The sequence below is a fragment of the Algibacter sp. 2305UL17-15 genome (assembly GCF_040720935.1).
GTDB lineage: Bacteria > Bacteroidota > Bacteroidia > Flavobacteriales > Flavobacteriaceae > Jejuia.
Map to the genome: position 1 here is coordinate 124,480 of NZ_JBFDAE010000004.1, position 25,412 is coordinate 149,891.

21 protein-coding genes are annotated in these 25,412 nt (G+C 34.7%); 12 read left to right on the plus strand and 9 right to left on the minus strand.

What is annotated here, in order from left to right; translation table 11 throughout:
• Window positions 1-13 precede the first annotated feature (13 nt).
• Entirely contained in the window at window positions 14-1,225 is a 1,212-nt protein-coding gene (gene hflX, locus ABXQ82_RS05735) for a GTPase HflX (RefSeq protein ID WP_367056208.1), read from the minus strand.
• 175 nt (window positions 1,226-1,400) lie between these two features.
• Between hflX and ABXQ82_RS05740 the strand changes: the two genes are divergently transcribed.
• Complete coding sequence (locus ABXQ82_RS05740; RefSeq protein ID WP_367056212.1) at window positions 1,401-2,369, plus strand: endonuclease/exonuclease/phosphatase family protein; 969 nt, start codon at window positions 1,401-1,403, stop codon at window positions 2,367-2,369.
• On the opposite strand, the gene ABXQ82_RS05745 is transcribed toward ABXQ82_RS05740, so the two are convergent.
• The 6 genes from ABXQ82_RS05745 to ABXQ82_RS05770 form a co-directional block, all read right to left on the minus strand.
• Window positions 2,370-2,747 (minus strand): hypothetical protein, encoded by a 378-nt coding sequence (locus ABXQ82_RS05745; RefSeq protein WP_367056215.1) that lies wholly within the window; start codon window positions 2,745-2,747, stop codon window positions 2,370-2,372. It abuts the gene before it with no gap.
• A 68-nt stretch (window positions 2,748-2,815) separates the two neighbouring features.
• A complete protein-coding gene (locus tag ABXQ82_RS05750) occupies window positions 2,816-4,633 on the minus strand; it encodes a glycoside hydrolase family 2 TIM barrel-domain containing protein (protein WP_367056218.1) in 1,818 nt (605 codons plus the stop codon).
• Between the two features lie 178 nt (window positions 4,634-4,811).
• Window positions 4,812-5,096: an addiction module antidote protein gene (locus tag ABXQ82_RS05755; RefSeq protein WP_367056666.1), complete on the minus strand. Its 285-nt coding sequence runs from the start codon at window positions 5,094-5,096 to the stop codon at window positions 4,812-4,814.
• Window positions 5,097-5,450: 354 nt separating this feature from the next.
• Window positions 5,451-6,308: an HNH endonuclease gene (locus ABXQ82_RS05760; protein WP_367056221.1), complete on the minus strand. Its 858-nt coding sequence runs from the start codon at window positions 6,306-6,308 to the stop codon at window positions 5,451-5,453.
• 115 nt (window positions 6,309-6,423) lie between these two features.
• Window positions 6,424-7,860 (minus strand): DUF5689 domain-containing protein, encoded by a 1,437-nt coding sequence (locus ABXQ82_RS05765; RefSeq protein WP_367056224.1) that lies wholly within the window; start codon window positions 7,858-7,860, stop codon window positions 6,424-6,426.
• Between the two features lie 118 nt (window positions 7,861-7,978).
• Complete coding sequence (locus ABXQ82_RS05770; RefSeq protein WP_367056227.1) at window positions 7,979-10,780, minus strand: carboxypeptidase regulatory-like domain-containing protein; 2,802 nt, start codon at window positions 10,778-10,780, stop codon at window positions 7,979-7,981.
• A gap of 123 nt (window positions 10,781-10,903) precedes the next feature.
• On the opposite strand from ABXQ82_RS05770, the gene ABXQ82_RS05775 reads away from it, so the two are divergent.
• The 8 genes from ABXQ82_RS05775 to tsf all read left to right on the plus strand — a co-directional run bounded on the left by ABXQ82_RS05775 (window position 10,904) and on the right by tsf (window position 18,735).
• Complete coding sequence (locus tag ABXQ82_RS05775; protein ID WP_367056230.1) at window positions 10,904-11,956, plus strand: endonuclease/exonuclease/phosphatase family protein; 1,053 nt, start codon at window positions 10,904-10,906, stop codon at window positions 11,954-11,956.
• Between the two features lie 90 nt (window positions 11,957-12,046).
• Window positions 12,047-13,009: an L-threonylcarbamoyladenylate synthase gene (locus tag ABXQ82_RS05780; protein WP_367056233.1), complete on the plus strand. Its 963-nt coding sequence runs from the start codon at window positions 12,047-12,049 to the stop codon at window positions 13,007-13,009.
• Between the two features lie 137 nt (window positions 13,010-13,146).
• On the plus strand, window positions 13,147-14,100 hold the full coding sequence (locus ABXQ82_RS05785) for a hypothetical protein (RefSeq protein WP_367056236.1): 954 nt from the start codon (window positions 13,147-13,149) through the stop codon (window positions 14,098-14,100).
• A 2-nt stretch (window positions 14,101-14,102) separates the two neighbouring features.
• A complete protein-coding gene (locus tag ABXQ82_RS05790; protein ID WP_367056240.1) occupies window positions 14,103-15,158 on the plus strand; it encodes a DUF3179 domain-containing protein in 1,056 nt (351 codons plus the stop codon).
• Window positions 15,159-15,693: 535 nt separating this feature from the next.
• Window positions 15,694-16,149 carry a 50S ribosomal protein L13 gene (rplM, locus tag ABXQ82_RS05795; RefSeq protein ID WP_367056243.1) on the plus strand — a complete coding sequence of 152 codons (456 nt, stop codon included), beginning with the start codon at window positions 15,694-15,696 and terminating at the stop codon, window positions 16,147-16,149.
• Entirely contained in the window at window positions 16,150-16,536 is a 387-nt protein-coding gene (rpsI, locus tag ABXQ82_RS05800) for a 30S ribosomal protein S9 (RefSeq protein ID WP_367056246.1), read from the plus strand.
• 227 nt (window positions 16,537-16,763) lie between these two features.
• Entirely contained in the window at window positions 16,764-17,603 is an 840-nt protein-coding gene (gene rpsB, locus ABXQ82_RS05805) for a 30S ribosomal protein S2 (RefSeq protein ID WP_367056249.1), read from the plus strand.
• A gap of 157 nt (window positions 17,604-17,760) precedes the next feature.
• Entirely contained in the window at window positions 17,761-18,735 is a 975-nt protein-coding gene (gene tsf, locus ABXQ82_RS05810; protein WP_367056252.1) for a translation elongation factor Ts, read from the plus strand.
• Window positions 18,736-18,816: 81 nt separating this feature from the next.
• On the opposite strand, the gene ABXQ82_RS05815 is transcribed toward tsf, so the two are convergent.
• Window positions 18,817-20,319 (minus strand): hypothetical protein, encoded by a 1,503-nt coding sequence (locus tag ABXQ82_RS05815; protein ID WP_367056255.1) that lies wholly within the window; start codon window positions 20,317-20,319, stop codon window positions 18,817-18,819.
• Between the two features lie 426 nt (window positions 20,320-20,745).
• Between ABXQ82_RS05815 and pyrH the strand changes: the two genes are divergently transcribed.
• From pyrH to ABXQ82_RS05830, 3 genes are all read left to right on the plus strand, one after another.
• A complete protein-coding gene (pyrH, locus tag ABXQ82_RS05820; protein ID WP_367056258.1) occupies window positions 20,746-21,453 on the plus strand; it encodes a UMP kinase in 708 nt (235 codons plus the stop codon).
• A 47-nt stretch (window positions 21,454-21,500) separates the two neighbouring features.
• Window positions 21,501-22,058 (plus strand): ribosome recycling factor, encoded by a 558-nt coding sequence (frr, locus tag ABXQ82_RS05825; RefSeq protein ID WP_367056261.1) that lies wholly within the window; start codon window positions 21,501-21,503, stop codon window positions 22,056-22,058.
• Window positions 22,059-22,248: 190 nt separating this feature from the next.
• Window positions 22,249-23,511 (plus strand): hypothetical protein, encoded by a 1,263-nt coding sequence (locus tag ABXQ82_RS05830; protein WP_367056264.1) that lies wholly within the window; start codon window positions 22,249-22,251, stop codon window positions 23,509-23,511.
• 104 nt (window positions 23,512-23,615) lie between these two features.
• Here the strand turns inward: ABXQ82_RS05830 and ABXQ82_RS05835 are convergent, their stop codons facing one another.
• Window positions 23,616-25,403 carry a RagB/SusD family nutrient uptake outer membrane protein gene (locus ABXQ82_RS05835; protein ID WP_367056267.1) on the minus strand — a complete coding sequence of 596 codons (1,788 nt, stop codon included), beginning with the start codon at window positions 25,401-25,403 and terminating at the stop codon, window positions 23,616-23,618.
• Window positions 25,404-25,412 lie beyond the last annotated feature (9 nt).

The window sequence follows — 25,412 nt, forward strand, 5'->3', positions numbered from 1 at the left end:
TTTTAAGAATTAATTACGCCTCTTCCTCGTAATCTGGATATAGAAAATTATTATATGGAAAACGAGTGACATGAATTTCCCGAACTTCTTTATAGACCCGCTTTTTAAAATCCTCTAAATTCTCTTTATTTAAAGCTGAAATAAACAATGCATTATCGCCAATTTTGTTCATCCAAGTACTTTTCCATTCTTCGAGCGTGTAATGTATGCCAGTCTTTTCGGTTTCTAAATCATCGTCCTCAATAGTTTCAGGGTCGTATGCATCAATCTTATTAAACACCATGATAGTCGGTTTGTCGCTACTATCAATTTCGCCTAAAATTTTGTTTACAGATTCTATATGTTCTTCAAAATTAGGGTGCGAAATATCAACTACATGCAGCAATAAATCGGCTTCCCGAACCTCATCTAGCGTACTTTTAAAACTATCAACCAACTGCGTAGGCAACTTTCTAATGAACCCAACCGTATCACTCAATAAGAAGGGTAAATTTTGGATCACGACTTTTCTAACGGTGGTGTCTAGCGTTGCGAATAATTTGTTTTCGGCAAACACATCACTTTTACTAATCACGTTCATTAGGGTAGATTTCCCAACATTGGTATAGCCCACCAATGCCACGCGCACCATTTTACCACGGTTACCACGCTGTACCGACATTTGTTTGTCAATGGTTTTTATTTTGGTTTTGAGTAAGGCAATTTTATCACGTACAATACGTCTATCCGTTTCAATTTCTGTTTCACCGGGCCCACGCATTCCAATACCCCCTTTTTGGCGTTCAAGGTGCGTCCACATACCTCTTAAACGTGGCAATAAATATTCGCATTGTGCTAATTCTACTTGGGTTCTGGCGTAACTTGTTTGTGCACGTTGTGCGAAAATATCGAGAATTAAATTGGTTCTGTCCAATACTTTTACATCTAAAATTTTACTGATATTACGTTCTTGGGCTGCTGATAATTCGTCATCAAAAATAGCAGTTGTAACATCATTTTCATGAATAAACGTTCTAACCTCGTCCATTTTACCCGACCCTATAAATGTTTTCGGATTAGGCATATCCACTTTTTGAGTAAAGCGTTTTAGGGCGTACCCACCAGCAGTATAGGTTAAAAACTCTAACTCGTCTAAGTACTCTTTTAACTTATCTTCGTCTTGGTTTTGGGTAATAACACCTATTAAAACCGCTTTTTCTAAGCTTACATCTTTCTTCTCTATCATAAAATTTTCTATAATGTGAAATAAAAACTATTTTCTGAAATCAAGGGGTTTTATCGGCAAAAATACTAACGCATTTACCTCAACATCAGCGTTTGATTAAAATAGTTTTCTAATTGGCAAAGTTACATAATTGAAGCCACTATAGTTTTAAGATTTTTTGACTTATTTTTGAAATATGACAGATGATTTTGAAGACATTCCCGTGCGCCACGATATGCAAACTTTGGGGTTTTATAATATTGAAAATTTATTTGATTTAAAAAACAACAAATACACCAACGACAACGACTTTTTACCGGCTTCTGCTAAAAAATGGACGCCTAAACGATACCAAAACAAATTACGGAAAATCGGGTATGCCATTTCCAATATCGGGCGAAAAGAAACAGGTAAACACCCTGCATTGGTTGGTTTAGCCGAAGTTGAAAACGCTAGTGTTATTGAGAATTTAATCAACTCAAAACATTTAGAAAATTGTAATTATGATTATGTGCATTTTGATTCTTTAGATGAAAGAGGTATTGATGTCGCACTACTTTATGATACTACTATTTTTGAAGTTTTACACACCGAAACATTTACTGTTGAATTGATGACACTGGATGCTTTTCCTGATTATACTCGAGATATTTTGTTGGTTTCAGGATTATTGGATGGCGAAAAAGTGCATGTTATTGTAAATCATTGGTCATCTAGACGGGAAGGACAGCTTGAAACCGAATTTAAACGGATAGCTTCTTCTGATAAAGCAAACTCAATTATTACTGCAATCAAAGAAAAAAATGAAGATGCAAAAGTAATTGTTATGGGAGATTTTAATGATAATCCGCAAAACGATAGTATTAAACAACTCACAGAAACTTCAAATTTGTTTAATCCTTTTGAAACATTACGTTCTTTTACCAGAGGATCTTCTAAACATAAACGTCAATGGTTTATGTTCGACCAAATTTTAGTATCCACTAATTATTTTAAAAGTTCCAAAGATGAATTTGAATTTTTTAAAGCCGATATTTTTGATGAAGATTTTCTGAAATTATTTAATGGGCCTTTTAAGGGTTCGCCTTTTAGAACTTATGTGGGGAAGAAATATAAAGGTGGTTATAGTGATCACTTTCCTGTTTATGTGGTTTTTAAGAAGTAGTTAGGTTGCCTGAAACAAAATATAAGCTAAACCCAAAATGACAAAAGGTAATAGCCAAAGCAACCAAATATTGTAAGTCAGTTTTTTATTTTTAATCATTTTTGCGTTTAGAACTTTTCGTTTTCTTCCGCCGTATTGCATCCAGTTTTTGAAATATAGAAAAACAACGACCAATGTAAATAACACCCATGCTTTGGTAGCCGACATGGTATCTATATGCATTTGCCTAAAAAAGCCCGCAAAAAACACGCCTAAAAGCAATAGTAAACTACATTGTAAAAAAGTAATGTAAAAGGTAGCGATACTATTCGCTTTTTTACTCTTTTTAGTTTTGTAATGCTGAAAAAAACGGAAGAAAAGGGCGTCGAATGTGGTCATTTAGTGTTTTATTATGACAAAGGTAGAACTTAAAATTTGAACGTTACCTCTAGAATTTAATTTACACTCTACTCAAAAATCACATCATCTAAATAAATATCCTGTGGCGACCCGTAGCTACTAGAAAACACTACCAAACCAGATCGAATACAACTCAAATCTAATTTTTTAAGTTTTATAGAATACTTTTTCCATGTGGTTCCTAGTTTCACTTCAATAGATTTTTTTGCGGTATCTGGGAATGGTTTGTCTTTTCCTATCAATCCGAAACCTATGGTTGCGGTTACATTTTTTTTACTTGCTTTTGCCCAAAAGCTGAATTTTGTAGCACCTGTTAAATCATAACCTCCCAAAATTTCTCCCCAATCGTTTGCAGGATCTACAAGTCCCAACCCATACCAATCGTGTTCTAAATTATAGGCAATTTTTAATGAAGCCTTTCCAGAATGCACACCATATTTATGATGCATATCTACGGAAATTGATTCGATGTTTCCCATATATGCAGATGGTGCATACGGATTTTCAATCCCATCTTTATAAACGTAAAACGGCAAACTTACTTTTGGCACTAGGTATTTTCGCGCTCCTTCTTTGTTATTTACAACAATTGAAGTAGAAGCAATCCCAACATTTTTATAGGTGTCTTTTGCGTTTACATACACTTTTATGGCACCATCTTCATTTGGGATTTCAATTTCAAAACCGTTGGCCATATCGCCTCTAAAATTCAACGGATTGATTTGGTCTCTTCGCTTTCTGCTTCCCGTTCTTTGGTTATAATGAAAACTAATGTCTAATTTTTCATTTTCAATATCCGACACTTTTAAATTGACTGGAATCCATGAGCCGTTTTTAGTTGTAGTATCTGGCAATTGGAAAGTTTCAATTACCGGAACATTATTTACAGGTTTTTGTCCTGTATAGGCTGCTCTAATTGCCCAATATTGTGGTCGGTACATTTTGCTATAATGCGTAAATAACCATGGCGCTATAAAATCATTTCCATTGGCATAATGAAATACATAAGCTCCTAAATTCGCTGGTTTAGTTACAATCCAATCGTGATAACCTTTTGCTATGGCGTCATATTTTTGTTGGTCGCTAGGTTCTATTTTAATACCGTTTTTTTCGGCTTTAATATCCCATTCTCCTGTTACTCCAAATTCCGTGATGATGTATGGTTTATCGATAGCTCTTTTTTCTAATTCTGAAGCTAAAACTCCTGCGCCTGCACCATAGCTATTCAATCCATAGATATCGATGGATGGCACATATTTTTGCCACCATTCCAATCCGAACGTCCATGCTTCAACAGAAGTAATTGGATGATTTTTGTCCCGTTTTTTTATTTCACTACAAATACGTTCCAACAATTTAGAATATGCTGTTTTTTCTTCATCTGTAGCCATATTTAAATACACTTCGTTGCCAATGCCCCAAGTTAAAACTGCTGGATGATTTTTATATTTTTCCACGGTGTTGATGGCATTTGTGTACATCGCTTCCATCCCTTTTTTATCTTCGAGATAATTAAAGCTATCGTCATCTTCCATTCCGGGACGCCCATGTCGCATCCAAATACCAACCATGACTTTGATGTTGTATTTATGCGCCGTATCCAATAGTTGTTGTGAGTTTTCGTCCGTTGCCCAAGTTCTGATGCTGTTGACACCAAGGAAGTTCAAATCTTTAAAATAGGTGTCGTAATTGGGAACATCGTTATCGTAACCAAAAGTTGCACCTTTTATTTCGAAAGGTTTGCCGTTGACCAGGAGTTCCCAATTGTTATTTGTTTTTTGGAGGGTGGTTTGGGCGTTTGAACTCGAGACAGAACAAATGCTAAAAATAAATAGGAATAGATAATGAAGTTTATTTTTATTCATGTTTAAATATCACTTTATTTAGGAAAACTAGTGGCATCCATTCCAAGGACGAATCAAAATTAATATGAACGGTTTTGTGCCCGAGTCAAATTTTAAAATTTGGCGGTCTTACTAAATAAAACCTTTCAGAAAAGCTATACTAACTTTATTTAAACACTTTGTGTGCGTGTTATTATTTTCAAGCTGACATTGGTTTTACTTGAATTTGTCCTCCAATCGCTTTTAAAACTTTCATTATTGTTGCAAATTGAGGTTTAGCGCCATCGGATAATGCTTTATATAAACTCGGTCTGCTCAATCCAGTTTCCTCTGATATTTTAGTCATTCCAATTGCTTTTGCAATATGTCCAATTGCATTTATTACATCTGCATTATTTCCATCTTCCAAAACAGTATTGAGATACTCAGCAATCATTTCTTTGCTTTCTAAATAATCTGCTATGTCAAATTTTGAAGTTTCCATATGTTCTACTTGTTTAATTTTTTCCAAATTTCTTTTGCTTTTTTAATATCTGTTTGTTGTGTTGACTTATCACCACCAATTATAACAGGTTTGCAGTCTCCAAAATGGGCGTTGTTTTCTAATTTCTGTATTCCAAATAAGATTTTCGACTTAGCTTTTAAGTCTTTCAGCTTTCTCAGCCATTTGTCAAACTCAATTGTTTTCTCAATAAAGAACATAAATATTGTATCTACTTGGATACAAATTTATATTAATTTTTCGAAAAATTCTAATTGGAATTTGCTTTTAGCGGAGTGAGTTTAATGTTTCGCAACGTATTGTCTTAAAATCCGTAAGCAACATATAATCAATTAATTACACGCAGCAAACGGCTTTTGTAAATTCACTTTGTGTAATTATTTTAATATTTGCATTTTTATTCTCGTTTAGTTTTTCTACTTGATACACTTTCATTAAGCCATAAAAATTTCCTATTACGAGATAATCAAGCTTTTGGGAAACAGTTTTCTTAATAAGTCCATCTTTTTTTAATATAAACGACTCGATATTTTTTCTAGCTATATTAGATTCTCCAGTAATTAGAAATGTTTTGTTAACTATTCTTATATCTGAATAATTAATTTTTAATTGAAATTTGGCAATAATTTGTTTGGCTTTTTCAATCTCTTCGAATGTTGGTTCTAGAAAGCCATATTTGTGCCTTCCTTTTATAGGAAATAAATTATTAATGTTCGTTTCAAGTTTGACTTTTGGCTTTCGAGGGAGGTTTCTTCTGTTTTCTCTTTTAACTTCATCCAGTAAAAATTCAGATGCAGTTCTTAATCCGATGTTATCCCTTTCTTGGATTTTTGTTTTTAACCATACTCCAAGTTTCAAAATCCATTGAATTTCTTCAGGCGAATAATTCCATCTATAATTATTGCATTTAGAACAAGATGGCAGGAAGTTATCGGTAATTTCATTTCCTCCTTGCGAATGGGGTTTTACATGATCGGCTTCAAATTTATTAATGTTTAATTCACAACCACAGATATGACATAAACCTTCTGTTTTACAGAAAACAATTTTTCTTTGTTTAATATTTAAGGCTGTTCTTTTTCTATCAGTATTTTTGCTTTTTTGTTTTTTCAGAAGCCTGTCTTGGTATAGTTCATTAAACTCATTTACTAATGTATCAAGATTGTCAATAAAAGGTATTAATTCATTTTCCATAATTCTGAACTTTCTTTATATGCTTACCACCTCGTTATATCAAAAATAAAAATACCCTTAAATATTTTGGAATAGCAAGGATTTTGGTTAATTCTTTTTCTGACTAAAAAACCTATCAAAGCACATAATCCACACTAATCTCATCCAATTCATAAACCCCGTCAAAAGTGCTTTGTCCGCTTCCTGTATATTTAAACGCAATGTGAATGGTACCTGAAATACACGTTAGGTCAACATTTCCAGAACTGAACCACGGCGCAAAAGAATCTGAATCTTTCACAACATAAGCATCGGTTAATATCGCCCAGGTTGCTGAAGTGACGTTAGCTTCAGTACCATCCCAATCTGAGGAATAAAACACTTCCATATAACTGCTATCTGCTAAACTACTGGAAGTTTTAAAACGTAGCGATTCACCATCTTGAGCATCCAAATCTATGGCAGGTGTGATTAACCAACCTATATTACTTATGTCTCCAGAACTAGCGGATTGAAATCTAGCAGAACGCCCCAAAGACGCATTTGAGGATGTTGAGGAAAAGCCCTCCCAAGCTTCTGTACCTGCTTCTATATAATTTGTCCATCCTGCAATTTCTATAGGCCTGTTGTTTCTTTGAGGCTCAAAATCTTCATACAATAAATTCTCTGATCCTATGGTTGATGCGAGACCGCATGAAAACTCTAATGGATCGCAACGTTCATTACTATCGAAATTAATGGCGGCAGAACTGTTGATGACTAGTACGCTAAAATTATCCCTGAAATCGCGACTGAAAACGCCTGTTACACTTCCTTTTCCTTGTGGCACTACCAAAGATTTAAAATCGGAAAACGTACTGGTTTGCATAATCATTTGGATGCCAGAATCGCAACTTTCCAATAAGCGTAAACCGTCAAATTCATCAAAAGACTCACTTGCAAATGTTGCTCCCAATTCAAATCGATTTAATTGCATGTTGTCCAACTGAATTAAGGTGTTTTCATAGTTTTCGGTTAAATCTGCTAAACCAACAATTTCGGGTTTAATTTCGGCTATTTCATTAGTTCGTAATACAATATCTTTATATTCAGCAGCTTGAATTTGCTTCACATTAACTGCATCGCCTTTTCCAATCGTAATCACGCCACTAGTTTCCCCAACGGTTAGCCCTTCTAACTTCACATATACTTTTTGACCGAATTGATAGGTGTCGGATAAACTGCTTACATTAATATCAATTTTAAAACCTAATCTTGGGTCGTTATCAGGGTTGCTATCATCTGTTTTATTCTGAATGATTAATTCCTCAAAAAAGTTTCCTGCCTTGTCGGAGGATACCACATAACCTTGAATATAAACATCATCAGATATCATTGCGGTTGAATTTCCTCCAGTTACAGCTTGTTCGTAGAGTGATTTGATGGCTTTGAAGGTTATTACTTTTTCTGTTGGAATGCTGAGATCTTCTGTTGAAATATTGGGAATTCCGAAATCGTCGTCTTGTACGCAGGATGTGAGTATCAATAGCATCATAACAAACCCAAAGACTATTTTATAAATGTTGTTTTTCATTTTTTTATATTTTAGATTCCCTCTCGATAGCTATCGGGATTATTAGGAATTATAATTTATGTTATTCTGTCATGTTGAGATCCTGAAACGAGTTCAGGATTGACAATTCTTCGAATTGTCAAAACCTATAATTCACATTCAAAAAGTAAGTCGCACCACGCCCATACCAATATTTAGAACCAAAAACGGGAGTATCTAACGCTTTATCATCTCTTAACTCTCTATAGTTGGCGTTTCTCCCTTGTTCAAAACCTCCTGTTTTAAATACTTCATCTAAAAGATTATTTACACTTGCAAAAAGACTAATGTATTTATTGCCTATTTTCCATGATTTTCCACCTACCAGATTTACAACCATATAATCATCAAAGCGTTCTTGTTTTAACAATTCTCTTGCCAATTCTTCATCGTAATCGTTAAACACATTACCATCAAAATCGGTTGTAAAATTTGAGGAACGTGTTAGCGGACTGATATCAATATACGTATTTGTAAAGAAGTTTACCGTTGCTCCAAACCACCAATAGTCTGGATCTCGATATTCAAAACCAACCGAATATGCACGATGTGGGCCCGCTGCGATTTTATAATCTTTTAAATTTGATGGTCCGAAATCTTTAAATCCATTGACGAAACCTGCTGCTACAGATTCTTCATCTGCTTCGGTTGTTAAGTATAAATTCGGATTGTTGGCATAGGTAAATTGTCCTACCGAGGCGACGCCTTTTAATTTTATGGTCGGTGTTACTTGGGTTTCAATTCCTAATTCTGCACCTAAATGTTGCTTATCTACACCTTGTAAAATCTCTTGGACAAACGCCACATTATCGCCTCCAATACCATCGGCAAAGAAAAAAGAGATTTCGTTGGCATCTTCAATTTTAGTATAATAGCCTGTGAGTTTCGCTTTAATCATTGATGATCTAAAAATATAACTCACATCTGAAGATAGCACTTTTTCTTCAGTAATATTCGGAACAATATTGTGGTTTTCCCTGGAATTAGAATAAGTATTTCGAAGTGATGGCGCTCTGGAAATATAACCGCCATTAAGGTTCAGCAAATGCTTCCCAGAAGCTTTATAAGTCAATCCTGTTTTTGCTCCAAAACCTGTGAAATTTAATTTTTTGCCTTTGCCTAAAGACGTGTCTGGGAAAGCCCCATTTTGATACAACCCATCCCTTTGGTATTGGGTATTTGTAACACTTCCTGAAAAGTAAACATCTAATTTATTGTAGGTAAACTGGGCTTGCGCATATGCGTTTAATATATTGGCAGATAGGTTATAATTGTACTTGAATTTATCTCCTTCACCTAATAATCTATTTGGGTTTTGTAAGTCGTTTTGAGCTTCATCTATATCCGTTGCAAATTGATCGATATCCAAATAGGTTTCAGCTCCAAATAAATCCAGAACTTGGGCATAATTTTCAGATGTTAAGCGTTGGTAATTTATTGCAGCATCGATTACTACATTATCATTTAATTCTGAATTAAATATTGAATTTATTGTGAATTGTGTATCGTCAACGCGGTCTTCATATAAGGCATATCTTGCGTTTCCTCCTGTTTGCGTGTTTGAAATATTGGCTTGATAGAGTGCATTCCAATTAATTTGTCCGTTATCTTCAAATTCTTTTAAAGCGGTGTAGGCAAATTGTAAATCGTTTGGAAAGTTGCGTTCAAAGTAACTTGGCAGTTTTTGGTAATACGTAGGACTTGGATTTGCGCCTCCGCCTTCTGGAAAACCATTGACTAAATCGGTGCCATTATTATCCAATCGGCTATTGCCTAATTTTCCAAATTGGTAGGCAATATTGGTATTTAAAGTGGTTTTTGAAGCGATATCCCAATAATGATTCAACATAAAAATGGGTTCTTCAACTTCCTTAATTCTTGAATTTCGTTTTTTTCCATCTTGCCAGCCCCAATATTCATTGTATTTAATGCCTTTTAAATCGAAAACTTCTTGGGTATTGGGGGAAGATTTCCCTCTTCTGTTTGGTGCATACATGCCAGTAAAACTTAAACTATGTTTGGCGTTCAATTTCTTTTCAACAGACAAAAAAAATGAATTTGCATCATAAATCGTTGCATCTTGATAGCCTTCGCTTCCCCAGCGCCTTCCGATAGAAATGGTGTATGCCCAATTATTTTCTAAAAGCCCCGAAGCATAGGTTGCCATTAACCGATTGGTATAACTTCTGTTTGATGAAGAATATGTAATTCGCCCGCCTTCTCTAGCTTTAGGCGCTCTAACATTGATGTTGGTAGTTCCTAAAACACCTCCGAAATGATAACTTGAAGGCGCTAAACCCGAAGTTAATTCTTGGTTGCGCATCACGTCGTTCAATCCGCCCCAATTGCTCCATTGTGGTCTGCCGCTATAGAGTTTGTTCATGGGAATACCGTTGATGAGCACCAAACCGTTTTCTGAATCCAATCCTCTTAATCTGAAAAACGATTGACTAAATTCAAATGCCGCCGTGCGCTGAAACACATCTAAAGACGAGGATAGCAATCCAGTAATATTATCTGCACCACTTGCATCATTATCCAACTCATCATCAGACAAAGTAATCGTGAACAAATCTTGACTTTGAGATAAATCGCGCTCTAAAGTCATATCAGTTATATTTACTGTTTTGCCTTCATTTACAATTATTGGGAAGCGTTTTGTGATATAACCAGACTTGGAAATCTTTAATATTTGTTCCCCTAAAGGCACATTTGAAGAAAATATAAATTCACCTTGAACATCTGTAAGTGTAGATAGATTGGTTTCTTCTAAAGTAACTGTAACATTTAATACAGGTTGGAAGGACACCCCATCTTTCACGCTTCCTTTGATTAAAGTTTGCTGCGAAAAGCCAGAAATTGAAAAAAATCCGAATAAAAAAATGAGGGTTATTTTATTCATAATTATCTTTAAGACACCAAAATACTCAAAAAGTAACTAATTGATTCTAAAAAATTTAAAACTTACTTTAACTTTGGCTTAGCTTTTGCACCATAGAAAACCGTAAACATCTTTATTGATTGCATGAATTTTTTAAAACTTACTTTCTGTATTTTGACTTTGAGCTTCTTGGTGACCTCCAATGCTCAAGACAAAAAATTCAAAATCCACACGCTTGCTTTTTACAATTTAGAGAACTTATTTGACACCATAAACGACCCGATAAAATTTGATGAGTATAGTCCCATGATGGAATTAAAAACAAATCGAGCAGATGCCTTTAACCAAAAAACGAGGAATATGGCTAGAGTGCTTTCTGAAATCGGGAAAGATATCACTCAAAATTCGCCTGCTCTTATTGGCGTTAGCGAGGTTGAAAATAAAGATGTTTTAGAGGCGGTAGTAAATGATTCATTATTAATTGAAAAAGATTATGGAATTGTGCATTATGAATCGCCAGACATTAGAGGTATTGATGTGGCACTGTTGTACCAAAAAAGTTTATTCACTCCCATAAGCACAAGTTCTCATGTGCTTAAAATTTATGATGACCAAGATGGAAAAAGAATCTATACCAGAGACCAATTATTAGTTAGTGGTGAACTTGAAGGTGATTTAATTCACATTATAGTAAACCATTGGCCTTCAAGACGTGGTGGAGAAGCCAAAAGCAGATCCAAACGTGTTGCCGCAGCAAAATTAAATAAACACATTATTGATTCGTTACATGCTATAGATCCTTATGCCAAAATTTTAACAATGGGGGATTTAAATGACAATCCAAATAATTCGAGTTTAAAAGACGTTCTAAAAACCAAAAGAAAACGAAAAAAAGTAGGTTTTAAAGCATTGTATAATCCTTTTGAAAACTTTTATAGAAACGGATTGGGGACAACTGCTTATAGAGATTCTTGGAGCTTGTTTGACCAAATCATCATTTCAAAACCTTTGCTTGAAAAAGATTATACGTCCTTTAGATATTACAAAGCTGGGATATTTAACAAAAACTACTTAATTACAACAAAAGGTAAATATAAAGGCTACCCTTTTAGAAGTTGGAGCGATGGAGGATTTAGCAACGGGTTTAGCGATCACTTTCCTGTTTATGTTTATCTGATTAAGGAAGTCCCCAATTAAAGAAATCTTCAAAAAAACCTAACAGGTCTAATTTATAGTATGTTTTAATTCGTGAAATCGATGTACTTTTGCACCTCTTAAATTGCTTTTATGAGTATTATTTCGAAAGACATATCTAAAGCCATTGTCCTATTAACCAATGACGAATTGGTTGCGATACCTACCGAAACGGTTTATGGTTTAGCAGGAAATATTTATAGCGAAAAAGCTGTTAAAGCAATTTTTGAGACCAAGAAACGTCCGTTTTTTAATCCGCTTATTGTTCATATTCCATCGGTGGAATATTTAGAGACCATTGTGAGCGAGATTCCCAAAAAAGCGCAACAACTCGCAGATGCCTTTTGGCCAGGGCCTTTAACATTGGTTTTAAAAAAGAACCCAAACATTCCGGATATCATTACTGCGGGCAAAGATACGGTTGCGGTACGTGTGCCAAATCATCCGTTAACTTTAGAATTATTAAAACAATTACCTTTTCCGTTAGCGGCGCCAAGCGCGAACCCTTTTGGGTCTATCAGTCCAACTAACGCACAACACGTTGAAGGTTATTTTAAAAATGATATTAAAATGGTTTTGGATGGAGGCGCTTGTGAGAACGGCATTGAATCTACCATTATTGGGTTTGAAAACAATGACCCCATAATTTATCGTTTGGGTTCTATTGCCTTGGAAGCTATTGAAGCTATTGTTGGTAAAATTGCCATAAAAAACAAAAAGGAAATTAACCCTGAAGCTCCGGGAATGTTAGATAGACATTATGCGCCATCAACGCTAACAGTTTTATCACATACTATTTCAGAAGACATTAAAAAACATTCAGGAAAACGCATTGGTGTTTTGGTTTTTGAATCTCGTATCAAAAATGACAACATTCAAGAGCAAATCGTGTTATCGCCATCTGGCAATATGGCGGAAGCTACTTCAAAATTATATGATGCGCTCCATCAATTAGACAAACAAAACCTGGATATTATTATTGCTGAAATATTTCCTGATTTTGGTTTGGGAAAATCTATTAACGACAGATTGCAAAGAGCCTCTTTTTCTTCCTAAAAGACATTACGTAAGTTTATTCCATATCAAAATTTCCCGTTTTTCATCTTTCGTGTTAAAATCGGTAAGAAAACAAAGTTTATAACGACACCCTTAGTATTGTTATTGAAAAAGCTATGTTTCTCAAAAAATTGATTTTGACGCTATTGCTTGTTAGTGCTTCAACTTTAAACGCACAAACTTGCTGTTCAGGAGGCATTCCGCTTTCCAATAATATCGGTATGCCTATTGAAGACAAAGGCACTTTTCAATTAAGTCTCAACTACGATTACAATAATTTGAACACGCTTAATAATGGCAATGAAAAGCTGGACGACAATTCAAGGTTGCGCATTACGCATTCCATTTTGTTAAACTTAGGCTATGCAATTACCAAAAATTTATCTGTTGAAGGCTTAATCACTTGGGTAAACCAACGCAGAAATATTTCACAATTTGGAAACGAAAATTTAGATGAAACTTCAGGGATGGGGGATGGTTTATTGCTTTTTAAATACAATTTCAATAATCTTTTAGGAAAAAGCTCCAGCACCGAATTAGGACTTGGAACAAAAATCCCTTTTGGATCTTCAACAGAAACGAATTCACAGGGTATCATTTTAAATGCCGATTTGCAACCTGGAAGCAATGCTTGGGATATTGTTTTTTTCCTTGCAGCATCAAAGCAGCCAGAATTTAGGCCTTCTCTAACTTTTTCAGGAAGAGTTATTTATAGAGGTACTGGCACTAATAATTCCTACTTCGGGAATTCCTCCTATAAATTTGGAAATGAAATACAAGCTTTTGTAGGGGCATCAGATCAATTTGTGGTATTAAAAACATTAGTAACACCAAGTATCTCTTTTAAATACAGAAATGCAGAACTGGACAAAATAGATGGATTTAATTTGGATAATACCGGTGGCAATTGGTTGTTCATCATCCCCGATTTTTCAATAAACATCAACCCGAGCCTTGTGTTTTCAACACGAGCGGAATTACCACTTTACAGTAATGTTGATGGCACGCAACTAACCCCAACATACAGACTTACCACAGGTCTTTTATTAAAAATCAAATCAAAACAAAACGTGTTAAATTTAAATATATAGCTATGAAAAATTATGTTTTATTATCGGTAATATTACTTCTCGCCTCATGTAGTGCAACTAGTAATAACACACAAAACGACATCCCCAATCAGTTTTCAGAATGGTTAATTCCTATAAATCAAGTAAAAGATGGTGGCCCTGGAAAAGATGGCATTCCATCAATTGATAACCCTCAATTTACTGATGCCTCTGCTGCTTCATTTTTAAATGATGATGACTTGGTCGTAGGTATTGTTAAAGGAAATATTGCAAAAGCATATCCGCATCTTGTTTTAGATTGGCATGAGGTAGTGAATGACGAAATCAATGGAGCATTTTTCACTTTAAATTATTGTCCGCTAACAGGTACAGCGTTTGCATGGGAAAGTAAAACCAAGGACACCAGAACCACGTTTGGCGTTTCTGGGCTCTTGTACAATGCAAACCTAATTATGTACGACAGGAACACGGACAGTAACTGGTCTCAACTCAGATTGGAATGTGTTAATGGCGAATTAATAAATGATGAACCTAAACTTTATAGTGTTGTTGAAACCGACTGGAAAACTTGGAAATCGCTATACCCAAACACACAGGTTTTAGGCACTCAAACTGGTTTTTCAAGAAATTATGGCAATTCGCCATATGGAGATTATGCCACTAACAACAATCGATTTATTTTCAGACCCGAAATCACGAATGCTGCGCTCCCCAGCAAAGAACGTATTTATGCCATTATAGACGATGGTACATCTAAAGTATATCAATTTTCTAATTTTAACGGTGGTAAAGCAATTAAAGATAGTTTTAATGGGAACGATTATTTGATTGTGGGCAATGAAAAGTTGATGTATGGATTTAAACTAGAAGGCGATTATTCTAATTTAATGTTTGAATATGGTTTAGACAACAACTCAGAAGTAATCTTTAAAGATAATGAAGGCAATAAATGGTCTATTTTCGGAAAAGTTATTGAAGGCCCACGTGAAGGCGAAACGTTGACCCAAGTTAAATCTGTGATGAGTTATTGGTTTGCCATTGCGGCATTTTATCCAAATCCTGGGATTTACTCAAACTAAATGTCATTCCTTATTTTAAAAAACACAGAAGAAAGATCAAAACTTGAATACTTGACGATGGTATTTTTAGATTTACTTGATGTACAGGTATCATCTAAAAAATTAAATTCCTTTTCCCTTCTAGTATTGGTACTTACTTTTTCATGTTCTGAAAGAGACGATCCTGAAGAAAAGAAACAACAATTCTAAAACTTCAGAATTAAGTGGGGTTTTCAACACTTCACGTAATTCAACTTGGTGAAAGGAAATATATCTGCACCTAAACTTAGTTGTTTACAATGTAAATAACTTCAAATGAAATAAAACACATTTTTTTTTAGTTTGATTGAACCCAGTTAATTTTTAAAATCATAGTAGCGATTTATTGGGTTTTCAATAACCGTTTTTATCTCCTATTTAACACGCTTTTTTAAATCCAAAATATTATCTCGCACTATTTGGTAATCAAATATATAATCGTAAATTTGCAAACTCTTTTTGAGAGAGGAATGTTTAATCAGTCACGCCTAAGACGTGACAAGTAAAAATTAAAAGTGTGGACACATTAAGCTACAAAACGATTTCTGCCAACAAAGCTACTGTAAATAAGCAGTGGGTTTTAGTTGATGCTGAAAATCAAACGCTTGGTCGTTTATCTTCTAAAGTTGCAAAACTATTAAGAGGGAAACACAAGCCAAACTTCACACCACACGTTGATTGCGGCGATAACGTAATTGTTATCAATTCAGAAAAAATCAACTTATCTGGAAACAAGTGGAACGATAAATCATACATTCGTCACACAGGATATCCAGGTGGTCAAAGAAGTTTAACTGCTACCGAGTTATTTGGAAAAGATCCTGCTCGTATAGTAGAAAAATCAGTAAAAGGAATGCTCCCTAAAAACAAATTAGGTGCAGCTTTATTCCGTAACCTAACAGTTGTTGTTGGATCAGAGCACAAACATGCGGCTCAAAAACCAAAACCAATTAACTTAAACGAATTCAAATAAATGGATGTAATTCACAAAATTGGCCGTAGAAAGACGGCTGTTGCGCGTGCTTATGTTTCTGAAGGAAAAGGGAACATTACAATCAATAAAAAAGACTTAGCTAGTTATTTTACTACAGGTACATTACAGTACAAAGTAAAACAACCATTAGTTTTGACTAACAATGACGGCAACTTTGATATTACAGTTAATGTATATGGAGGTGGCATTACTGGTCAAGCAGAAGCTGTTCGTTTAGCATTATCTCGTGCAATGTGCGAAGTAGATGCTGAAAACAGAGCAATTCTAAAACCAGAAGGCTTATTAACAAGAGACCCAAGAATGGTGGAGCGTAAAAAATTCGGACAGAAGAAAGCGCGTAAAAAATTCCAATTCTCGAAACGTTAATATTTTAATACTGAACTTGTTTCAGTATCTCATATGATGGTTGTTTTGGGGTTTTTCCAAACGGCCATTATTAAAAAGCTGAATCCCGATAGCTATCGAAACAGCAAAAATTTAAAAGACCCTGAAACGAGTTCAGGGTGTAAACAGTTTAGCATCTAAATGGTTAAGGCGAGCTAAGGCGACCACTTAATCATTGCTAATTAAACAGAACGTAAACTATTACAAAAATGGCAGTAGAAGTAAAAGAATTACTTGAAGCAGGTGTACACTTTGGTCACCTAACACGTAAGTGGGATCCAAATATGGCACCTTACGTTTATATGGAGCGCAATGGCATCCATATAATTAACCTTTACAAAACAGCAGCTAAAATTGACGAAGCTGGAGCAGCATTAGCAAAAATTGCAGCTTCCGGTCGTAAAATTTTATTTGTTGCAACAAAAAAGCAAGCAAAAGATATTGTAGCTGAAAAAGCAGGTGCAGTTAACATGCCTTACATCACAGAAAGATGGCCAGGCGGTATGTTAACCAACTTTGTTACTATTAGAAAAGCTGTTAAAAAAATGGCTTCTATTGATAGAATGAAGAAAGACGGTACGTTTTTAACTTTATCTAAAAAAGAACGTTTACAAGTTGATCGTTTAAGAGCTAAGTTAGAGAAAAACTTGGGTTCTATCGTTGATATGACGCGTTTACCAGGTGCTTTATTTGTTGTTGACATTAAACGTGAGCACATCGCGATTAAAGAAGCACAGAAATTAAACATTCCAATTTTTGCAATGGTTGACACCAACTCAGATCCACGTCAAGTTGATTATGTAATACCTGCAAATGATGATGCTTCTAAATCGATAGATAAGATTTTAACTCACGTAACAGAAGCTGTTTCTGGAGGTTTAGCAGAACGTAAAGCCGAAAAAGATGCTGCATCAGCGGAAAAGGAAGCTACAAAAGCTCCTAAAGCCAAAGCGGAAAAAGAAGCAAAAACTGAAGCAGTAGTTGAAAAAGATGCTCCTAAAGCAAAAGCTAAAAAAGAAACTAAAGCGGCAGCTGAAGAAGAAGAATAAATAAAACACTATTAAAACATTATAAAGTCGTTTGATTCTTTTTTAAAAAAATAACTCCTTGATGCTTGGGCATCAAGGTTTCCTTTTTAAATGTCATTCCCGCAAAGGCGGGAACCTTGAAAATATATTGAACGACTTTTTTTAAATTATAATTATTATGAGTACTACAGTAAAAGTAACAGCCCAAGAGGTAAACAAATTAAGACAAGCTACTGGTGCAGGTATGATGGACTGCAAAAAAGCTTTAGTTGAAGCTGAAGGCGATTTTGATAAAGCTATTGAAGTTTTACGTAAAAAAGGTCAGAAAGTAGCAGCTAAAAGAGCAGACAGAGAATCTAGTGAAGGTGCTGCTGTTGCAAAAGTAAACGCTGATAATACTGTTGGTGTTGCCATCGTTTTAGGTTGTGAAACTGATTTTGTTGGTAAAAACGAAAACTTTTTAGAATTAGCAAGTCAATTAGGCGATATCGCTTTGAATTCTGGGACTAAAGAAGAATTTTTAGCTGCAGATTTTGGAGGCATGACAGTTGCCGATAAATTAATTGAGCAAACTGGCGTTATTGGCGAAAAACTAGACATTACTGGTTTTGAAAAATTACAAGCACCTTTTGTTGGAACTTACGTTCACATTAACAAAATTGCTGCTTTAGTAGGTTTGTCGGCTAAAGTTGACAACGCTGAAACCTTAGTTAAAGATATAGCTATGCAAGTAGCATCCATGGGAGCAACAACGTTATCTTACAAAGATTTTGACGCTGCATTTATTGCATCAGAAACTGAAGCTAGAATTGCTGTTATTGAAAAAGACAATATTGAATTAGGACGTTTAGGTAAAACACTTAAAAACGTACCTCAATATATTTCAATGGCACAATTAACGCCTGAAGTTTTAGCCCAAGCTGAAGAAGCTGCAAAAGCCGAATTAAAGGCTGAAGGCAAACCAGAACAAATCTGGGATAGAATTTTACCGGGAAAAATGGAGCGTTTTATTTCTGATAATACCACTTTAGATCAAGAGCAATGTTTGTTAGATCAAAGGTTTATCAAAGATGATAAGAAAACTGTCGCTGAATATGTTGCTTCTTATGGTGAGGTTGAAATTACAGGTTTTAAACGTGTTACTGTAGGGTAATAAATTCCTTCGGAAGCAGGAATCTTTTTAAAACAAGCCACTATTCTTTATTGAGTAGTGGTTTTTTTTATTGATTAAAATCTATAACTTATTAGTCATATCCTTTTCATTTAAAGGTGTATTTTCATTTAAACTAAGCTGTATTTTTTTATTATGTTTAGTAGATTTTCCAGTTTTAGTGTTTAAAACAAATCCTTTCCCTAATATACTATCAACTACAACTTTTATCTCTTTGGTGGAGTAATTCATATCAATAGATGCAAATATTCTCGTTTTACCTTTAAAATTGAAAATTAACGTGTCTTGGCTTGCTTTGGATTTTGTTTTTATCACAACTGGTTTTTTGTAATGCATCTCATAGTAACCTGCTTGCTTAATCGCATTATATTTCGTCATTTGCAATTCAACTTTACTTTTTATTGAAATTTGATGGCTATTGCTTTTTTGAACAGGATTGATGAGATGCATTTTTTTACTAATAAAATCTAAAACAACCCTTTCATACTCCCAAAATAAAGGAACACCTAATAAATTAGAGGTAGATTTATCTATCACATAAGCATCTTTATAAAGTGTTTCTCCTATTTCTAAATTCACAAATACGCTACGTTTTTGATGATTTTTAGAAACATTTGAGCCAGCTTTAACCCCTTCCTTACCACTACAATCTAAATATGAAAACACACCTTTTGATTGACTCTTCTTTATAAAATATGCATAAGTTTTTGCTAATTGAATACTGTCTGTTAAATTGAGTATAGAATTACTACCAGAATCTAATTTAACTCTCTTCTTTTTGCCATTTAATTTTACATCAACAATCCAACCCATGCCTTTTCTTCTTAAAGGAATAACTTTTTTATTAGGAATAGAATCGTTAATAAATGGATTTTCTTGAATAGTTATTTCTTGATTTATCATATCAAAATCCCAAACAAAATTATTAATAACATTATTACCCAAAAGGCCTATAATAGAATCTTTATTGGCGAAAATGCCACAATTTTCCCAAGCTTTTCTGGACATGGCGCCATAACCTAATTTCTTTAAACTAAGAGCCCCTAAAGAGAGACTATCTAATTTATGTATTGCTACATCTTGTTTTCTTGCTTGAGAGGATGTTATGTTTAAGGTGTCGATAGCTTTAAAACCATTAAACTTTTCATGTAATGCTGTAATATCCATTCCTGTATCAAACATCATATAATTTTCTTCAGAATTAATATTTGTTTTTAAAAATATATGCCCAGTTTTTGTAACAAAAAATGGTATTGTTTGTTTATGATTAGTATTAGACCATTCGATTACTGGTTTAACTTCATTAACCATTTTATATTTTATAGATGCTTTAAATATTAAAAAAGAGCAAGTAATTATTGAAAGCACTAAAATTGACTTACTATAAATTTTAGTTTTTCTAAAAAAATAACTGATTAACAAACTGAAAAGTAATGTTGAAATACCAGTAGCAATAACATCTAGACCTGGCTGTAAATCTAATGTATTCATAAAAACAGCAACACCTAAAAAAAAGACTATAACCAAAGTTATAATCGCCCCGAAAACACTAATTAATACTTTCAAATATTTATTCATATAAACGAAATAAAAAACAGGCAATATACTACAAAGAAGTCATGATTAATGCAAACAAGTGATTTCTTTTGAAAGATAACTGGCTTTGGCGGATAGATGCGGGAGCGATAGAAACGGCATCCTTTTTAAAACCAAATAGACTATAAATTTATGTTAGAACTAAAATTTGAGAGATTGCCACAGTCGTTCCTCCTTCGCAATGACGTGTTTTAAAAAGATATAGTGGATAGCGCGGTTTTTTTTAAAACCCGCCCAAAAAACATCAATTCGTATAGATTCAAAAAATAAAAAATTTATGTAGCTTTGCTAAACTTCAAATTTAAGATGAAATGAGCCTTAGTTGTTATTTAAATTCATGTTTAAATGTGTTTTGGCGAATCGCATCAGACCATAAAATATAATAGATATTAACTGATGAAATACAAAAGAATACTACTTAAACTATCTGGTGAAGCCTTAATGGGAACACGTCAATACGGTATAGATCCTGAACGTTTAGCTGAATATGCCGAAGACATTAAAACGATTACAAAAAAAGGTGTTGAGGTAGCCATTGTAATTGGTGGCGGCAATATTTTTAGAGGTGTTGCAGGCGCTAGCAGCGGGATGGATCGCGTACAAGGGGACCATATGGGCATGCTCGCTACTGTTATTAACGGTTTAGCTTTACAAAGTGCTTTAGAAAATGCCGAGGTGCCGACACGATTACAAACCGCGATAAGAATTGACGAGGTTGCAGAACCTTTTATCCGCAGAAAAGCAATGCGCCATTTGGAAAAGGGACGTGTAGTTATTTTTGGTGGCGGAACGGGAAATCCTTATTTTACCACAGATTCAGCTGCTGTTTTACGGGCCATAGAAATAGAAGCAGATGTTATTTTAAAAGGCACTCGTGTTGATGGTATTTATAACACAGATCCTGAAAAAGACAGTACTGCGACTAAATTTGATTTTATTTCTTTTAAAGATGTACTGAAAAAGGGATTAAAAGTCATGGACACAACAGCTTTCACTTTAAGCCAAGAAAATAATTTGCCAATTATTGTTTTCGATATGAATACACCTGGTAATTTATTGAAGGTGATTTCTGGAGAAAATATTGGTACAGAAGTAAACATTTAAATCTGGCTTAATTTTTGAATCTTTAGTGATAATTAAATTTTAAAACCATGAACGAAGACATACAATTTATATTAGATACTACAAAAGAGGCAATGGATAATGCCATTTCGCATCTTAAGAAACAATTTGTAAATATTAGAGCTGGTAAAGCAAGTCCTGCCATGTTAGGAAGTGTTATGGTAGATTATTATGGTACACAAACACCGTTAAATCAAGTTGCAAATGTGAATACACCAGATGGTAGAACAATTACGGTGCAACCTTGGGAAAAAAGCATGCTTCAAGAAATAGAGCGCGGTATAGCCTATGCAAACCTTGGGTTTAACCCTATGAACAATGGCGAAACAATCATTATTAATGTACCGCCTTTAACTGAAGAACGCCGTAGAGATTTAGCAAAACAAGCTAAAGCTGAAGCTGAAGATGCTAAAGTAAGTATTAGAGCAGCGCGCAAAGACGCTATGAACGACGTAAAAAAGAATGAGGATGTTTCGGAAGACTTAAAGAACAATGCTGAAATAGACATACAACAAATGACGGATAACCACGTTAAAAAAGTCGATGAACTTTTCGATAATAAAGAAAAGGAAATCATGACTGTATAAATAAAGAAGCTGTCTGAAAAGTGTTTAATTCCTGTCAAACTGAGCACCCGCCTGCCAGACGGACAGGCAGTCGAAGTTTTAATATTCTGAAAAATCAAAGCATTTAGACTGCATTCAATATGACATCTGGACTGAAATATTGCTTTTCAGAGAACATCTTTTATTTAAACCCTACTTTTCATTCTCAATAATGGTAAAATTTTGTGTCTCCCTTCTAATTTTTTGCTGTTTTGGCACAGCACGAGCGCAAAATTCTTCTACAGAAAATCAGGAAACCCAAAAAGATTCCATTAAGAAGAACTTTTTCTTAAAACAAATAGGAAACGGCTACTTTCCTACTAAATATTTTAATTTTGATTTAAGATATTTAGTAAAATACAACCAATTTGAAGGTTTAAGAACGGGGTTGGGCGGTGTTACAAATAAAACCTTTTCCGAAAAATTCAGAATAAACTCCTATCTGGTTTATGGATTTAGAGACCATGCTTACAAATACAGTATTGGTGGTGGCGCCAGGTTATCAAAAAACACAAATACTTGGTTAAACTTATCCTATACTGATGATTTACAGGAAACTGGGAGCTCTAACTTTTTAACCGATACCAGGTTTTTTCAGTTTTTTGAACCGCGACTTTTAAATATTGATTTATTCCATAAACATATTACCAAAACACTTGCCTTAGAACATCAATTACATCCTCAAGTTTCATCGGTGGCTCAATTTTCGGTGAGTAACGTAGAACCTACTTACAATTATCAATATGTCTTGGATGGCGATATCTATTCAAAATTCCATTTGAGCACGGCTAAAATTGCTTTTCAATGGAGTCCTTTAGAAACTTCCGAAAAGATTTCAAAAGAGAAAAAGGAAAGCTTTCCGAAATTCACGTTACAATACACTAAAAGTATAAAAGACGTTTTTAAAAGTGATTTCAATTTTTCTAAATTAGATTTTAAAACGATTCATCGTATAGCACATAAAAACAAAAATCTTTCGGAAGTCACAGTAGTAGCTGGTGTTGCTGGTGGCAATACCCCGTTAACCCACCTGTATCATGCTTATCCAAATAATATCAACAAGGAAACCATATTGCAACGGTTTTCAGTAGCGGGTATTACCAGTTTTGAAACTATGTTTTTTAATGAGTTTTTCTCCGATAAGTTTACCACAGTACAATTCAAGCACTTTTTAAAACCTTTTAATATTTCACAACGATATAAACCGCAACTCGTTTTAATCACGCGTTATGCCATTGGCGATATGAAAAACCCAGAAAGGCACCAAAACATCATATTTGGTTCGTTAAAAAAAGGCTATACGGAATCTGGTTTTGAAATCAATAAATTGCTCTTTGGTTTTGGTTTGAGTTTTACGTATCGCTATGGTGCCTATCATTTACCCTCAATTGGAGATAATGTGGCGCTTAAATTCACGTTTAACGTAACGTTGTAATAATATCAATTTAAAATAAAATTTATCTTTAGGGCATAAAAAAACAGAATGCCTAAAAACTTAGACATTCTGCTTTAAAATAATCGTGTTATTTGCTTTTTTATTTATTCATAACCTGGATTTTCAATAAAAGCAGGACTTCTTTGTATTCTATCTAAACCAATTGGAAAATAGTAATGGTGTGGTTCAAAAATACGATCCCAACTATCGGTTGCAGTACCTGAAGTTGTATGGATAATTTCATACATTCCCGGATTATCATAATCTTTACGCCATCTCACCCCGGTATATTTATTCCCTTTGCTATCTCTGCGGTCTAATTCTGTATGGGCAATTCTCCATCGTCTTAAATCCCAGTACCGGTGTTGTTCAAAGGCCAATTCAACAGCTCTTTCATTTTGAATCACTTCCCACGTTATGGCTGGTTTATCTGGCATTAGCACACGTCTGCGCACAGTATTTAGAGCTTCAAGAGCTTCTCCATCTTTCTCTAAAGCAAAAGCAGCTTCAGCCATATTTAGGTATATTTCTCCTAAACGGAACACCATGAAATCTGTGCCTCCCATGGCAAATCCATTACCAACTAGATACTCTTCATTACTTCGTTTTTTATTGAAAAAGCCTGTTCGCTGAATATCCCGTGCTGGTCCTTTTGCAGGAACATCAATTCCATCGACATTTTCCGTTTGCAAAACACCATTTACATAAAGCCCTTCGTGCATCCAAACGGTTGCACCGCCATATTCAACTTCCGGCAAAAAGATATTAGCACGACATCTTGGGTCTTTTCGTCCAATGAAATCTGCCATGTCATGAAAAACGCCTTCCACTAACGTACTCTTGTCCAATTCACCTGAAGTACCGTCTGTATATTCATACATTTCAAAAGTTTCTAAATAGGTATTAATAAATGTGGTGCCGTTAATAACCGCTGGCGCACACCATCTTTCCCAATCTTCAGCCTTAGAACCCTCACCTATAAATACTTCAGCAAAAATGGTTTCGCTGTTTTCTTCTGCGCTTGTAAACAGCTCATAATATGCTTTTTCGGCTTCTTCAAAAGTAGCAGCACCTGTGCCATATAATGCAAAACCACCTTCTTCTATTATTTTCTTTGAAGCATCATAAGATAGTTTCCAATATTTATCGGCATCGTTAATTCCCAACAAACCATTTAACTGCATGGTTCCAAATTCACCAATACTGCCCGCATATAGCATTGCGCGGCTTTTTAGAGCTAATGCAGTCCAAGATGTTGCGCGTCCATATTCTAAAGTTTTGCCTTCTAATAAGGCTTCGGCTGCATCACATTCTTCGGCAATAAAATCATAAACTTCTTGCTCAGAATTTCTTGGTACTGAAATTTCCTCAAAAGACTGTGTAAGGCTTTGTGCAACTTTTATGACCGGCACACCGCCGTAACGTTTTACTTTTTGAAAATATACCCAAGCTCTTAGGAAGTGTAATTCTCCTAAACGCGCATCTTTATAATCGGCTGGCAGAACGTTATTTGGATTGCTTAATTCTTCGATACCCGTATTGATATCGCGAACCAAATCCCATTTCCAGTACTCATTGGAATCATTTCCAGTCCCTTGAATTGAAAAAGCACCTTGTGTAAAGGTGTATCCTGCCGGCCACCCTCCAAATGTTCTGGCATAACCACCGGCACATGCATCCACAACTAATTCATGAATGTTGCCGTTACCTGCACCTGGCAAAAAATTAGTGCGGGCGAATACATTTGCTACGTATAAGTCCACTAGTCCTTCACTTTTCCATACGTTCTCTTCAGAGAATATTCCAACGGCCGTTCTTTCTAAAGGATCTTCACAAGACGACATAATGGTCATCATTGTAAGCGTTATCATTAATATTTTTATAGTCTTCATCGTATTAAA